The sequence below is a fragment of the Kitasatospora sp. NPDC058048 genome, from assembly GCF_042885555.1.
GTDB classification, from domain to species: domain Bacteria; phylum Actinomycetota; class Actinomycetes; order Streptomycetales; family Streptomycetaceae; genus Kitasatospora; species Kitasatospora lactacystinica.
Map to the genome: position 1 here is coordinate 338,160 of NZ_JBHVRT010000002.1, position 13,508 is coordinate 351,667.

12 protein-coding genes are annotated in these 13,508 nt (G+C 72.4%); 8 read left to right on the top strand and 4 right to left on the bottom strand.

Going from position 1 to position 13,508, the window contains the following annotated elements; translation table 11 throughout:
- The first annotated feature begins 144 nt into the window (after positions 1-144).
- The 6 genes from ACFVVA_RS03520 (at position 145) to ACFVVA_RS03545 (ending at position 8,465) form a co-directional block, all read left to right on the top strand.
- Entirely contained in the window at positions 145-1,233 is a 1,089-nt protein-coding gene (locus ACFVVA_RS03520; protein ID WP_387685366.1) for a polyprenyl synthetase family protein, read from the top strand.
- Between the two features lie 151 nt (positions 1,234-1,384).
- Positions 1,385-3,322, top strand: coding sequence for a squalene--hopene cyclase (shc, locus tag ACFVVA_RS03525; protein WP_359901739.1), 1,938 nt, complete (start codon positions 1,385-1,387; stop codon positions 3,320-3,322).
- A complete protein-coding gene (locus ACFVVA_RS03530) occupies positions 3,319-3,999 on the top strand; it encodes a 1-hydroxy-2-methyl-2-butenyl 4-diphosphate reductase (protein ID WP_387685253.1) in 681 nt (226 codons plus the stop codon). Before shc ends, ACFVVA_RS03530 begins: the two co-directional genes overlap by 4 nt.
- 2 nt (positions 4,000-4,001) lie before the next feature.
- Positions 4,002-5,030, top strand: coding sequence for an adenosyl-hopene transferase HpnH (gene hpnH / locus ACFVVA_RS03535; protein ID WP_359901601.1), 1,029 nt, complete (start codon positions 4,002-4,004; stop codon positions 5,028-5,030).
- 137 nt (positions 5,031-5,167) lie between these two features.
- Complete coding sequence (gene dxs, locus ACFVVA_RS03540; protein WP_387685255.1) at positions 5,168-7,078, top strand: 1-deoxy-D-xylulose-5-phosphate synthase; 1,911 nt, start codon at positions 5,168-5,170, stop codon at positions 7,076-7,078.
- On the top strand, positions 7,068-8,465 hold the full coding sequence (locus ACFVVA_RS03545; RefSeq protein ID WP_387685257.1) for an aspartate aminotransferase family protein: 1,398 nt from the start codon (positions 7,068-7,070) through the stop codon (positions 8,463-8,465). Before dxs ends, ACFVVA_RS03545 begins: the two co-directional genes overlap by 11 nt.
- Before the next feature lie 148 nt (positions 8,466-8,613).
- Here ACFVVA_RS03545 and ACFVVA_RS03550 read toward each other — a convergent pair whose 3' ends face one another.
- Complete coding sequence (locus ACFVVA_RS03550; RefSeq protein ID WP_387685259.1) at positions 8,614-8,886, bottom strand: DUF6343 family protein; 273 nt, start codon at positions 8,884-8,886, stop codon at positions 8,614-8,616.
- Positions 8,887-8,961: 75 nt separating this feature from the next.
- On the opposite strand from ACFVVA_RS03550, the gene ACFVVA_RS03555 reads away from it, so the two are divergent.
- On the top strand, positions 8,962-9,213 hold the full coding sequence (locus ACFVVA_RS03555) for an I78 family peptidase inhibitor (RefSeq protein WP_387685261.1): 252 nt from the start codon (positions 8,962-8,964) through the stop codon (positions 9,211-9,213).
- 89 nt (positions 9,214-9,302) lie between these two features.
- Here ACFVVA_RS03555 and ACFVVA_RS03560 read toward each other — a convergent pair whose 3' ends face one another.
- Positions 9,303-10,112, bottom strand: a complete 810-nt coding sequence (locus ACFVVA_RS03560) for a phosphatase PAP2 family protein (protein ID WP_387685263.1) — start codon at positions 10,110-10,112, stop codon at positions 9,303-9,305.
- A gap of 231 nt (positions 10,113-10,343) precedes the next feature.
- Complete coding sequence (gene fabG / locus ACFVVA_RS03565; protein ID WP_387685265.1) at positions 10,344-11,111, bottom strand: 3-oxoacyl-ACP reductase FabG; 768 nt, start codon at positions 11,109-11,111, stop codon at positions 10,344-10,346.
- Between the two features lie 470 nt (positions 11,112-11,581).
- On the opposite strand from fabG, the gene ACFVVA_RS03570 reads away from it, so the two are divergent.
- Positions 11,582-12,382 (top strand): MarR family winged helix-turn-helix transcriptional regulator, encoded by an 801-nt coding sequence (locus ACFVVA_RS03570; RefSeq protein ID WP_387685267.1) that lies wholly within the window; start codon positions 11,582-11,584, stop codon positions 12,380-12,382.
- Between the two features lie 181 nt (positions 12,383-12,563).
- Here ACFVVA_RS03570 and ACFVVA_RS03575 read toward each other — a convergent pair whose 3' ends face one another.
- The gene (locus ACFVVA_RS03575) at positions 12,564-13,430 is read right to left on the bottom strand and encodes an aldo/keto reductase (RefSeq protein WP_387685269.1); all 867 of its coding nucleotides are present in this window, start codon (positions 13,428-13,430) and stop codon (positions 12,564-12,566) included.
- Positions 13,431-13,508: the final 78 nt, after the last annotated feature.

Genomic DNA, 13,508 nt, shown 5'->3' on the forward strand with positions numbered 1-13,508 from the left:
ACCGGCGCCACCGACACCGGCACCACTGATATCGGCACCACCGACACCGGCACCATCGGCACCGGCACTCGATTCGACACCTGCCGCACTGCCGGCACCCGGCCGCCCCGTGCGGTCCGGCACCACGAGGGAGAGGGAACGCACGTGGAGTCACGCACCGGCTTCGCCGTCGGAGGCACGGCGCACGCCGAACCGGTCTCGGTGCCGGAGCTGCTCGCCCGCAGCCGTACGCTCTGCACCCCGCCGCTACGGGCCGCCGTCGCCCGTTTGGCCGCACCCATGGACACCGTCGCCGCCTACCACTTCGGCTGGATCGACCGGGACGGCACGCCGGTGACGGGGGACGGCGGCAAGGCCGTGCGCCCGGCGCTGGCGCTGCTGTCCGCCCGGGCCACCGGCGCGGCGGCCGAGGTGGGGGTGCCCGGCGGGGTCGCGGTTGAACTGGTGCACAACTTCTCCCTCCTCCATGATGATCTGATGGACGGTGACGAGACCCGACGGCACCGGGCCACCGCCTGGACGGTCTTCGGGCCGGCCCAGGCGATCCTGGTCGGCGACGCCCTGGCGACGCTCGGCACCGAGGTGCTGCTCGACGCCGCGGTGACCGGCGGCGCCAGCGCCACCGACGCCGCGCGTGCCGTCCGACTGCTCACCACGGCGACCCGCCGGCTGATCGACGGCCAGGCCATGGACGTCGCCTTCGAACAGCGCGACAGCGTCACGGTCGCGGAGTGCCTGGAGATGGAGGGCGGCAAGACGGCGGCCCTGCTGGCCGCCGCCTCGGCGATCGGCGCCGTCCTGGCCGGCGCCGACGACAAGGTCTCCGGCGCGCTCCAGCGCTACGGCCACCACCTCGGCCTGGCCTTCCAGGCGGTCGACGACCTGCTCGGCATCTGGGGTGCCACCGAGGTCACCGGCAAGCCGCACTGGGGAGACCTGCGCCAGCGCAAGAAGTCCCTGCCGGTGGCCGCCGCACTGGCCGAGGGCGGAGCGGCCTCGCGCCGGCTCGCCGAGCAACTGGCCGACCCGAAGGGACGCGGGGAGGAGAGCGAGCCCGAGCTCGCCGACCGGGCCGCGCTGATCGAGGAGGCCGGCGGCCGCGCCTGGACCCGGGAGGAGGCCCGCCGCCAGCACACGACTGCCCTCGCCGCCTTGGACGAGGTGCCCATGACCGACGAGGTGCGCGAGCACTTCGTCGCACTCGCCGAATTCGTGGTGGTACGAGAGAGGTGACGTTACGTTGACAGCAACCGCGGACGGCCGGCTCGACCCTGAGTACGATCCCGAGCCGGTCGCGGTGGGCGACCGCCCCCCGGCCCTGCTGGGTACGGGGCGGTGGCAGCCCGAGGACACCGACCAGCTCCGGCCGGCCGGTGGAGCGGACCTGCGGCCGGCCGACGCGCGGGAGGCCCTGGCCCGCGCCACCACCCACCTGCTCTCCCTGCAGTCGTCCGAGGGCTGGTGGAAGGGCGACCTGGAGACCAACGTCACCATGGATGCCGAGGATTTACTGCTCCGCCAGTTCCTCGGAATCCGCACCGAGGAGCTGACCCACGCCACCGCCGAGTGGATCCGCTCCCAGCAGCGCGAGGACGGCACCTGGTCCACCTTCCACGGCGGACCGCCCGAGCTGTCCACCACCGTCGAGGCGTACGTCGCGCTCAAGCTGGCCGGCGACGACCCGGACGCCCCGCACATGCTGGCCGCCGCCCGCTACGTCCGCTCCGCCGGGGGCATCGCGGCCGCCCGGGTGTTCACCCGGATCTGGCTCGCGCTGTTCGGCTGGTGGCCCTGGGACCGGCTGCCCGAGATGCCGCCCGAGATCATCTTCCTGCCCAAGTGGCTGCCGCTGAACATCTACGCCTTCGGTTGCTGGGCCCGCCAGACCATCGTCCCGCTGACCGTCGTCTCGTCCCACCGCCCGGTCCGTCCGGCCCCCTTCGCGCTCACCGAGCTGCACACCGACCCGAACGACCCGTACCCCCACCGGCCGCTCGCCCCCGCCACCACCTGGGACGGCCTCTTCGAACGCCTCGACAAGGCGCTGCACGCCTACCACCGCCGGGCCTTCCGCCCGCTGCGCCGACTGGCCGTCTCCCAGGCCTGCCGCTGGATCGTCGAACGGCAGGAGGCCGACGGCTGCTGGGGCGGCATCCAGCCCCCCGCCGTCTACTCGCTGATCGCCCTGCACCTGGAGGGCTACGAGCTGGAGCACCCGGTGGTGAAGGCCGGGCTCTCCTCCTTCGACCGCTTCACCGTGCACACCGAGGACGGCAAGCGCTGGCTGGAGGCCTGCCAGTCCCCGGTCTGGGACACCTGCCTGGCCACCATCGCCCTGGTCGACGCCGGGGTGCCGGCCGACCACCCGGCGCTGGTCTCCGCCGTCGACTGGATGCTCGGCGAGGAGATCCGCAAACCCGGCGACTGGGCCGTGAAGCGGCCCGGGCTCGCCCCCGGCGGCTGGGCCTTCGAGTTCGAGAACGACACCTACCCCGACATCGACGACACCGCCGAGGTGGTGCTCGCGCTGCGCCGGGTCGCCCACCCCGATCCCGGCAAGGTCGACGCGGCGGTGGACCGGGGCGTGCTGTGGAACCTCGGCATGCAGTCCAAGAACGGCGCCTGGGGCGCCTTCGACGTGGACAACACCGGCACGCTGCCCAACAAGCTGCCGTTCTGCGACTTCGGCGAGGTGGTCGACCCGCCGTCCGCCGACGTCACCGCGCACGTGGTGGAGATGCTCGCCGAGACCGGCCGCTCCCGCGACCCCCGGACCAGGCGCGGCGTCGAATGGCTGCTGCGCAACCAGGAGGCGGACGGCTCCTGGTTCGGCCGCTGGGGCACCAACTACATCTACGGCACGGGCTCGGTGCTGCCCGCCCTGGTGGCGGCCGGCGTCCCGGACGAGCACCCGGCGATCCGCCGGGCGGTGCGGTGGCTGGAGGACCGGCAGAACGCCGACGGCGGCTGGGGCGAGGACATGCGCTCCTACGACGACCCGGCGCGCTGGGCCGGGCGCGGCGACTCCACCGCCTCGCAGACCGCGTGGGCGCTGATGGCGCTGCTCTCGGCCGGCGAGGGGCCGCAGGGCCGGGCCAACCCGGCGGTGGAGCGCGGCGTGGACTGGCTGGTGCGCACCCAGCTGCCCGAGGGCACCTGGGACGAGCCGCAGTTCACCGGCACCGGCTTCCCGTGGGACTTCTCCATCAACTACCACCTGTACCGGCTGGTCTTCCCGGTCACCGCGCTCGGCCGCTACCTCAACGGCGCCCCGGGCACGGGCCGGCCCGACGGCGCCCCGGCGATCGGGGCGGCCCGGTGACCACCGCGCCCCTGCTGGTGCTCTGCGCCCTGGGCCCCGAGGTCTGGGCCCTGCGCGGCGGTGACTGGCGCGGCGCGGTCGGCGGCTCCCCGGTACTGGTGCGCACCGGGGTCGGCCGGCGGCGCGCCGGGACGGCCGTCCGGCGGCTGCTCGGCTCCGCCCCCACCGGCTACGGCGCCGTGGTGGTGGCCGGCTTCGGGGCCGCGGTCGGCCCGGGCGTCCTGCCCGGCGACGTGGTGGCCGCCGACGGCGTGCGCGACGCCGAGGGCCACCTGTACCCGGTCGACTCCGGCCCGGGGCTCACCCGGGCGCTGAAGGAGCGCGGCCTGACCGTGCACACCGGCGTCCACCACACCGCCGACCACGTGGTGCGCGGCATCGAACGGCGCGCCCTGCACCTCCAGGGCGCGCTCGCCGTCGACATGGAGGCCGCCGCCGTCCTGGCCGCGCTGTGCGAGGTGCGGCCCGCGCTGCCGGCGGCCGTCCTGCGGGTGGTGGTGGACACGCCCGAGCACGAGCTGCTGCGGTTCGGCACCCTCCCGGCCGGGGTGCGTGCCTGGCGGACCCTGCGGGCGACGGTCCCCGCCCTGGTCGACTGGTACCGGCAGGAGCGCGCGCCCGGCTCCGCAGACCTGAACCACCCCACATCCTCGACGCTCCCCCAGGAGGCGAGCTAGCCATGGCCATGCCGTTGCGCCAGACCGTGCGGGTCGGCACCTACCTCATGCAGCAGAAGCTGTTCAAGCGCCGGGACAAGTTCCCGCTGATCGTGGAGCTGGAACCGCTCTTCGCCTGCAACCTCGCCTGCGAGGGCTGCGGCAAGATCCAGCACCCGGCGGGTGTCCTGAAGCAGCGGATGCCCGTGGCCCAGGCGGTCGGCGCGGTCCTGGAGTCGGGTGCCCCGATGGTCTCGATCGCTGGCGGCGAGCCGCTGATGCACCCGCAGATCGACGAGATCGTCCGGCAGCTGGTCGAGCGCCGCAAGTACGTCTTCCTCTGCACCAACGCGCTGCTGATGCGCAAGAAGATGGACAAGTTCACGCCCTCGCCGTACTTCACCTTCGCGGTGCACATCGACGGCATGCGCGAGCGGCACGACGAATCGGTGGCCAAGGAGGGCACCTTCGACGAGGCGGTGGCCGCGATCAAGGAGGCCAAGCGCCGCGGCTTCCGGGTCACCACCAACAGCACCTTCTTCAACACCGACACCCCGCAGACCGTCATCGAGGTGCTGGACTACCTCAACGACGAGCTCAAGGTGGACGAGATGATGATCTCGCCCGCCTACGCCTACGAGAAGGCGCCCGACCAGGAGCACTTCCTCGGCGTCGAGCAGACCAGGGAGCTCTTCCGCACGGCCTTCGCCGACGGCAACCGCAAGCGCTGGCGCCTCAACCACAGCCCGCTCTTCCTGGACTTCCTGGAGGGCAAGGCCGACTTCGAGTGCACCCCCTGGGGCATCCCCAACTACTCGCTGTTCGGCTGGCAGCGGCCCTGCTACCTGATGGCCGACGGCTACGTGCCGACCTACCGCGAACTGGTCGAGAAGACCGACTGGAGCAAGTACGGCCGCGGCAAGGACCCGCGCTGCGAGAACTGCATGGCCCACTGCGGCTACGAGCCGACCGCCGTCCTCGCGACGATGGGCTCGCTCCAGCAGTCGCTGCGCGCCATCACCGAGACCGTCAGCGGCAACAAGGGCCGCTGAGACGGGAGCCGGCCCCCGGGTCGGCACCCCGGCCCGGGCCCCGCGCCCGGGCCGGCTCCGCCCAACCGGGCCGGGCCCCGCGCCGCCCGGGCCGGCCGGAGGCGCCACCGCACCGCTCCGAGTCGTGAGGTGTACCCATGTCACTGCTCTCCCGCGTCACGTCGCCGGCCGAGCTGCGCAAGCTCCCGGCGGCCGAACTCCCGCTGCTCGCCGACGAGATCCGCGACTTCCTGATCGACGCCGTCACCCGCACCGGCGGCCACCTGGGGCCCAACCTCGGCGTGGTGGAGCTGACCATCGCGCTGCACCGGGTCTTCGACTCGCCGTACGACCGGATCGTCTTCGACACCGGACACCAGAGCTACGTCCACAAACTGCTCACCGGCCGCCAGGACTTCAGCCGGCTGCGGATGCGCGGCGGACTCTCCGGATACCCCTCGCGCGGCGAGTCCGAGCACGACCTGGTCGAGAACTCGCACGCCTCCACCGCGCTCTCCTACGCCGACGGCCTGGCCAAGGCCGCCCGACTGCTCGGCCAGCACGACCGGCACACCGTCGCGGTGATCGGCGACGGCGCGCTCACCGGCGGGCTCGCCTGGGAGGCGCTCAACAACATCGCCGAGGCGCGCGACCGGCCGCTGGTCATCGTCGTCAACGACAACGAGCGCTCCTACGCCAGGACCATCGGCGGCCTCGCCAACCACCTGGCCACCCTGCGCACCACCCAGGGCTACGAGCGCTTCCTCGCCCTCGGCAAGGAGGCCCTGCAGCGCACCCCGCTGGTCGGCCAGCCGATCTTCGACGCGCTGCACGGTGCCAAGAAGGGGTTCAAGGACGCCTTCGCCCCGCAGGGCATGTTCGAGGACCTCGGCCTCAAGTACCTCGGACCGATCGACGGCCACGACCTGGGCGCGGTCGAACAGGCGCTGCGCCAGGCCCGCAACTTCGGCGGGCCGGTCATCGTGCACTGCCTGACCGTCAAGGGGCGCGGCTACCGGCCGGCCGAGCAGGACGAGGCCGACCGCTTCCACGCCGTCAACCCGATCGACCCCTACACCTGCCTGCCGATCTCGCCCAGCGGCGGCGTCTCCTGGACCTCGGTGTTCGGGGACGAGCTGGTCACCCTCGGCGCCGAGCGGCCGGACCTGGTGGCGATCACCGCCGCCATGCTCCAGCCGGTGGGCCTGGCCCCGTTCGCCAAGGCCTACCCGGAGCGGACCTTCGACGTCGGGATCGCCGAGCAGCACGCCGTCACCAGTGCCGCGGGGCTGGCCACCGGCGGGCTGCACCCGGTGGTCGCGGTCTACGCGACCTTCCTCAACCGGGCCTTCGACCAGGTCCTGATGGACGTCGCCCTGCACCGGCTGGGCGTCACCTTCGTGCTCGACCGCTCCGGGGTGACCGGGCCGGACGGCGCCTCGCACAACGGCATGTGGGACATGTCGATCCTCCAGGTGGTCCCCGGCCTGCGGCTCGCCGCGCCCCGCGACGCCGAACAGCTGCGCGCCCAGCTGCGCGAGGCCGTCGAGGTCAAGGACGCCCCGACCGTCGTGCGCTTCCCGAAGGGGAACGTCGGGCCCGCGGTGCCGGCCGTCGAGCGGATCGGCGGGGTGGACGTGCTGCTGCGCACCGGGCGGGTGCCGGAGATCCTGCTGGTCGCGGTCGGCACCACCGCCTCCGCCTGCCTGGACGCGGCCCGGCTGCTGCTCGCCGAGGGCTTCACCGCGACCGTGGTCGACCCGCGCTGGGTCAAGCCCGTCGACCCGGCGCTGCCCGAACTGGCCTCCGCCCACCGGCTGGTGGTCACCGTCGAGGACAACGGCCGTACCGGCGGCGTCGGTTCGGTCCTCGCCCAGGCGCTGCGCGACGCCGACGTGGACGTGCCGGTGCGGGTGCTCGGCCTGCCCCAGGAGTTCCTCGGCCACGCCTCGCGCGGGGAGATCCTGGAGGAGGCCGGACTGACCGGCACCGGGGTCGCCGCCCAGACCGCCGTCTTCGCCAAGAACCTGCTACCGATCCGAGGAGCGAACCCGCGCCATGCCGGCTGACCCAGACCGCCCCTTCGACCTCGCCGCGCTGATCGCCGAACGCGGCGGCGAGCGCTACGAGTTGCAGAGCCGATACCTCAATCCGCAGCTGCCGCGCATGCTGCACACCATCGGCTTCGACAAGTACTACGAGCGTGCCGAGGGCCAGTACTTCTACGACGCCGAGGGCAACGAGTACCTCGACATGCTGGCCGGCTTCGGGATCTTCGCGCTCGGCCGCCACCACCCGGTGGTGCGCTCGGCGGTCCGGCAGGTGATGGACCTCGACCTGCCGGACCTGGTCCGCTTCGACTGCCCGCCGCTGCCCGGACTGCTGGCCGAGCGGCTGCTGTCGTACGCGCCCGGGCTGGACCGGGTGTTCTTCGGCAACAGCGGCACCGAGGCGGTGGAGACCGCGCTCAAGTTCGCCCGGTACGCCACCGGACGCCGGCGGATCCTCTACGCCGACCACGCCTTCCACGGACTGACCACCGGCTCGCTCTCGGTCAACGGGGAGAACGGATTCCGCAAGGGCTTCGACCCGCTGCTGCCGGACACCGCCATCCCGCTCGGCGATCTCGGCGCGCTGGCCAAGGAGTTGAAGCGCGGCGACGTTGCGGGGCTGATCGTCGAGCCGATCCAGGGCAAGGGCGTCCAGGCTCCGCCGCCCGGCTGGCTGCGCGCCGCCCAGGCCCTGCTGCACGAGCACAGGGCGCTGCTGATCTGCGACGAGGTGCAGACCGGCATCGGCCGCACCGGCGAGTTCTTCGCCTACCAGCACGAGGACGGAGTCCTGCCCGACCTCGTCTGCGCGGCCAAGGCGCTGTCCGGCGGGTACGTGCCCATCGGGGCGACGCTCGGCAAGGGCTGGATCTTCGAGAAGGTGTACTCCTCGATGGACCGGGTGCTGGTGCACTCGGCCAGCTTCGGGTCCAACGCCCAGGCCATGGCGGCCGGGCTGGCGACCCTGGAGGTGATGCGCGACGAGCAGGTGGTGGAGAACGCCCGCAAGGTCGGCGACCACTTCCGCGAACGGCTGGCCGCACTGGTCGACACCTACGAGCTGCTCGCCGAGGTGCGCGGACGCGGGCTGATGATCGGGATCGAGTTCGGCCGGCCCAAGTCGCTCAAGCTGCGCACCGCTTGGACCGCGCTCCAGGCGGCGCGCAAGGGGCTGTTCGCGCAGATGGTGGTGGTGCCGCTGCTGCAGCGGCACCGCATCCTGACCCAGGTGTCCGGCGACCACCTGGAAGTGATCAAGCTGATCCCGCCGCTGATCATCACCGAGCGCGATGTGGACCGGTTCGTGGATGCCTTCACCGACATCATGGACGAGGCCCACCGGGGGAGCGGACTGATGTGGGACTTCGGGCGGACGCTGGTCAAGCAGGCGGTCGGCGGCCGCTGAGACCGGGGCCGCGGGTGGCGCGGCGTGGGAAGTCGGCGGCGCGGAGCGGGAGTCGGGGGCGCGGAGTCGGCGGCGTGGGAGTGGGAAGTCCGTGGCGGGGAGTGGGAAGTCGGCCGGGCCGACTTCCCACTCCATGGGAGACACCGCGTCAGAGTTCGGTCCGGCGACGCCGGATCACCACCACGAGATCGACGGCGGCGAACAGGGTGAGCAGGCCGCAGGCCACGGCGAAGCCGGTGAGGGTGCCCCGGCTGGGTGCGCCGTTGGCGGGGGAGGCGGCCGCCCAGAGCGCGAAACCCACCGTCGCCAGTGCGAACAGCGGCGTGAAGGTGAGCGAGAGCAGGTAGCGGAGCTTGAGATCGCTGCGGGCGGTGGCCGGCTCGGTGCCGCTGCGCCACCGTCGCGGGGTGGTGGTGCGCATGCCGTTCACCTCTTGACCACGCCGGTCGGGCTACGATTCCAGCGTACGTCCGAGGAGGCGAGCCGGGGAGGCGCGATGTCGGGTTCGGGCGCGGTGGGGGCGGGGTCCGGCGCGGCGGGTCCGGGCGCCGGTGCGGGGGCGGGGGGCCAGGACGGCGAGGGATACGCGGGGCTGCGGATCGAGCGGGCCCGGGAGCTGGCCCGGAGGCACGGCTGGGCGTCGGTCCGGGTGCTGGAGCCGGGGGACCTGATGACCATGGAGTACCGCCAAGGGCGGCTCAACCTCGCGGTGCGCAACGGTGTGGTCGAGCGCAGCTGGGAGGGGTAGGTCCGGCCCGTTCCGTCGGTTCGGGGGCCGGGTTCGGCTTCGGGTCCGCGGTGGCTCGGGTCGGGTGCGATCCGGGTGCGGGTTCGGGTTCAGCAGGGCAGGTGCCGGCGGGCGAAGCGCCGGTGGAGCCGCTGTTCGGCGGTGGCTACCAGGGGCTCCAGCAGCGGCAGCGAGAGCAGGACGAGCAGTCCGGCGGCCCAGCCGGCCAGGACGTCGGTGACCCAGTGGGTGCCCAGGTAGACCGTGGTCAGGCCGATCGAGCAGGCGGTGGCGGCGGCGATCAGCGCGCCGGTGCGCCGCCAGCGGACGGCGAGGTAGGCGAGCACCCCCCAGGTGACCACCGCGTTGGCGGTGTGGCCGGAGGGGAAGATGGTGCCGCCGGAGAAGAGCTCGGGCGAGCCGACGTACTGGGCGTAGTGCGGGCCGAGCCGGCCGGTGACGATCTTGACCGCGCCGACGGTGACGTTGAGCAACAGCAGCGCGATGCCCATGACCAGCAGCGGGCGCAGCCGGCCGAGGCGGCGGGCCCGCCAGCCGAGCCAGCAGAAGGCGGCGATCGCCGAGGGCCCGCGTTGCCCGGCGACCACCCAGGTGTCGAGCAGCGGCTCCAGCCGGGGCCACCGCTCGTAGGGACGCAGCAGTCGGACCGACCAGTCGAGGTCGACCAGCTCGGTGTTGAGCAGGACCCCGGCCAGTACCAGCAGGTAGCCGGCGAGGGTGACGGCGAGCAGGGCGGCCTGCCGTCGGCCCATCGGGGGCCAGCCGGGTTCACCGGGGCCGGGGCCGGCCGGGGGGACGGTGTGTCCCGGGGTGGTGGGGCGTTCCCGGCGGTCGGGCTCGGGGGTGCGGCGCTCCGGCCTCTGGCGCGGAATGGGAGCGTGGGTACTTCTGGATTGCACGGGGTGACCTTACCCAGCCGGACAGGGCTATTCCGGTGGTAATTGTCATTTTCCCGGGAAATCGACAATTGGGTCGATCGGGGCTGGCTCGGGGGGTGATTTCCACTATTCCAGGATCGAAAGTCAGTGTGGTCGTCGAATGATTCTGCAAAAGCCCCGGTAAAGCAGACGGAGTGGGAGGCCGGTGCGGCCGGCTTCCCACTCCGTGGTAACCCTGTGTAGGTTCCGTGCTCAGTCGAGGGGGCCGCCCGCGACGTAGATCACCTGGCCGGAGACGAAGCCGGCGCCCTCGCTCGCGAGGAAGGAGATGGTGTGGGCGACGTCCTCAGGCTCACCGACCCGCTGGACCGGGATCTGCGAGGCCGCGGCCCGCTTGAAGTCTTCGAAGTCCATGCCGACCCGGGCGGCGGTGGCTGCTGTCATGTCCGTGGCGATAAAGCCGGGGGCGACCGCGTTGGCCGTGATGCCGAACTTGCCCAGCTCAATGGCCAAAGTCTTGGTGAAGCCCTGGAGCCCCGCCTTGGCGGCCGAGTAGTTGGCCTGGCCGCGGTTGCCCTGGGCCGAGGAGGAGGACAGGTTGACGATGCGGCCGAAACCGGCGTCGACCATGTGCTTCTGCACGGCGCGGGTCATCAGGAAGGCGCCGCGGAGGTGAACGTTGATGACCGTGTCCCAGTCGGACTCGGACATCTTGAAGAGCAGGTTGTCGCGGAGTACGCCCGCGTTGTTCACCAGGACGACCGGGGCGCCGAGCTCGGCGGCCACCCGGTCGACGGCGGCCTGGACCTGCTCGGCGTCCGAGACGTCGGCGCCGACGGCCAGCGCCCTGCCGCCGGCGGCGGTGATCCGGTCGACGGTCTCCTTGCCGGCCGCCTCGTCGAGGTCCAGGACGGCGACCGCGTAGCCGTCGGCGGCCAGCCGGACGGCGGTGGCGGCGCCCAGGCCGCGGGCGGCGCCGGTGACGACGGCGACCCGGGGGGCGGTGCTCTGCTCGGTCATGCTCGGTCTCGTCTCTCTCGGGGTTGCCTCCCGGGGAGAGCCCCCGGAGAGGGGTGGCCACACCCTACCGGCGGGTAGGGAGGGCGACCAGGGTGGAGAGACGCAGGTGACGGTGGGTAAGGACCGACCGGTCGGCTTTCTGCTGAGAACGGGTTACTGCAAGCCGTTCGCAGTCCGTAAATATGCCAATGTTGCCGAACCTGCGTCTACTATCCGCCCCTGCCTGCCAGCAAGGGCCCGCCGTTTGTATAGTGTCCGCCAGCAGCCACCGGCTGCACGGCTGGAGCGCCCTCCCTCATAGCTGGACGCCCACTCGCCGTTACTGCCCCACCCGGGTGTCCCACACACACCGGGTGTGACATCGGGACGGATACATGGTGCTGGGGGAGATCCCGACAACCCGCGTGTCTGCGCGACTGCAGCAGTCGCCCGGACACCTCATTCGCGTTGCACAGCAGGTCCACACCCGTTTGTGGTCCGAACACGTCGGAGCCGATCTCACGGCTCCGCAGTTCGCCGTGCTGCTGGTCCTGGCCCTGGAACCGGGTGCGGACCAGCGGACGGTCGGCGAGCGGGCCTCGCTCGACAAGGCCACGATGGCGGAGATGGTCGCGCGGCTGGTCCGCCGCGGCCTGGTGCTGCGCAGGCGCGACCCGGCCGACGGCCGGCGCAAACTGTTGGCGCTCTCGCAGAGCGGCGCCCAGGCGGTGCGCGAGGCCACCGGTGGTGTGGTCCGCGTACAGCGCGTCCTGTTCGAGCCGCTCACGGCGGAGGAACAGGTCGAGATCGTCCGGGTGATGGCCAAGATAGCCAGGCTGGAGCCCGCGGCGGTCGCCGTCATCACCGACGCGCGGCCGATACTGGACGCCCAGCGGGCGATCGGCTACCTGATCAGGGTGAGCCAGCAGGTGCACACCAAGCTCTGGTCGGAGCACGTGGGCGCCGAGCTGACGGCTCCGCAGTACGCGGTGCTGGACGCGCTGGAACTGGAACCGGGCGCCGACCAGCGCACGGTCGGCGAGCTGGCCTCGCTGGACAAGGCCACGATGGCCGAGATGGTCAGCCGACTGGTGCGCCGCGGTCTGGTGCAGCGCCGGCGCGACCCCTCGGACGGGCGGCGCAACCTGCTCTCGCTCTCACCGGCGGGACAGGACCTGCTGCACCGCTCGGCCGCCGGGGTGGCCGAGGTCCAGCGGCTGCTGCTGGCCCCGCTGGAGGAGAGCGAGCACGAGGCCGCGCTCGCGCTCATCGCGAAGGCGGGCAGGCTCTAGGTCAAGACTTCGCCGCAGTAGCCAAAACGATTCGCCAAAACGCTGAGGGTCCATGGCCATGGACTTTGGCGGATCGGGGTACACCTGAGGCCGCCCGCTCCCCCCACGGGAGCGGGCGGTCTTCGGCATGACGGCCGTCAGACGATCCGGGTGTCCGGGGGCCGGGCCCCCGGGCCGGGCGTCAGTTCCAGTCGAACTCCTGCGGGTCCGGGCCGATCCGCTTGCCGGTGGCCACGGCGGCGATCGCCGCGAGGTCCTCGGCGTCCAGCTCGAAGCCGGCGACGTCCAGGTTCTCGCGGATCCGGGACGGGGTGACCGACTTCGGGATGGCGATCACGCCGCTCTGGAGGTGCCAGCGCAGCACCACCTGGGCGACCGTGCGGCCGTGCTTCTCGGCGATCTTCACCAGGGCGGGCTCGGCGAGCAGGTCCTTGCCCTGGCCCAGCGGGCTCCAGGCCTCGGTGGCGATGCCGTGCTCGGCGTGGAACGCGCGCAGCTCCGCCTGGGGGAAGTACGGGTGCAGCTCGACCTGGTTCAGGGCCGGGGCGACGGAGGCCTCGTCCAGCAGGCGGCTCAGCTGCTCGGTGCCGAAGTTGGAGACGCCGATCGACCTGACCCGGCCGCCCGCCTTCAGCTGCTCGAAGGCCTTCCAGATGTTCAGGTAGCTGTCGCCGTGCATCGGGCGCGGCCAGTGGATCAGGTAGAGGTCGAGGTATTCGAGGCCGAGCTTGGCCAGCGAGGCGTCGAACTCGCGCAGCACCGCGTCGCGGCCCTGCTCGCCGGACCAGTCACGGGTGCCCGAGTTCCACAGCTTGGTGGTGACGTAGAGGTCCTCGCGGGCGACGCCGCCCGCCAGGGCCTCGGCGATCGCCGCGCCGGTGCCGGCCTCGTTCTCGTAGATGGCCGCGGTGTCGATGGAGCGGTAGCCCGCCTCGATCGCGGTGCGGACGGCCGGGGTGGCCTCGGCGTCCGGGACCTGCCACACGCCGAAGCCGAGCTGCGGGATCTGCGCGCCGTCGTTGAGGGTGACGGTGGGGATGGTGCTCACGGGAAGGGGTGCCCTCCTGATTGTCCTGTGGTTCCAGTGGGGCAACTGGCGTCCCGGTGTGATTGTTCCCGCCGAACG

Excerpts from the sequence above, each read along its gene's own strand:
- hpnH (WP_359901601.1), top strand. The coding sequence starts at position 4,002 with ATGGCCATGCCGTTGCGCCAGACCGTGCGGGTCGGCACCTACCTCATG.
- ACFVVA_RS03555 (WP_387685261.1), top strand. The coding sequence starts at position 8,962 with ATGTCGGGTTCGGGCGCGGTGGGGGCGGGGTCCGGCGCGGCGGGTCCG.
- fabG (WP_387685265.1), bottom strand. The coding sequence starts at position 11,111 with ATGACCGAGCAGAGCACCGCCCCCCGGGTCGCCGTCGTCACCGGCGCC.
- dxs (WP_387685255.1), top strand. The coding sequence starts at position 5,168 with ATGTCACTGCTCTCCCGCGTCACGTCGCCGGCCGAGCTGCGCAAGCTC.
- ACFVVA_RS03545 (WP_387685257.1), top strand. The coding sequence starts at position 7,068 with ATGCCGGCTGACCCAGACCGCCCCTTCGACCTCGCCGCGCTGATCGCC.
- ACFVVA_RS03550 (WP_387685259.1), bottom strand. The coding sequence starts at position 8,886 with ATGCGCACCACCACCCCGCGACGGTGGCGCAGCGGCACCGAGCCGGCC.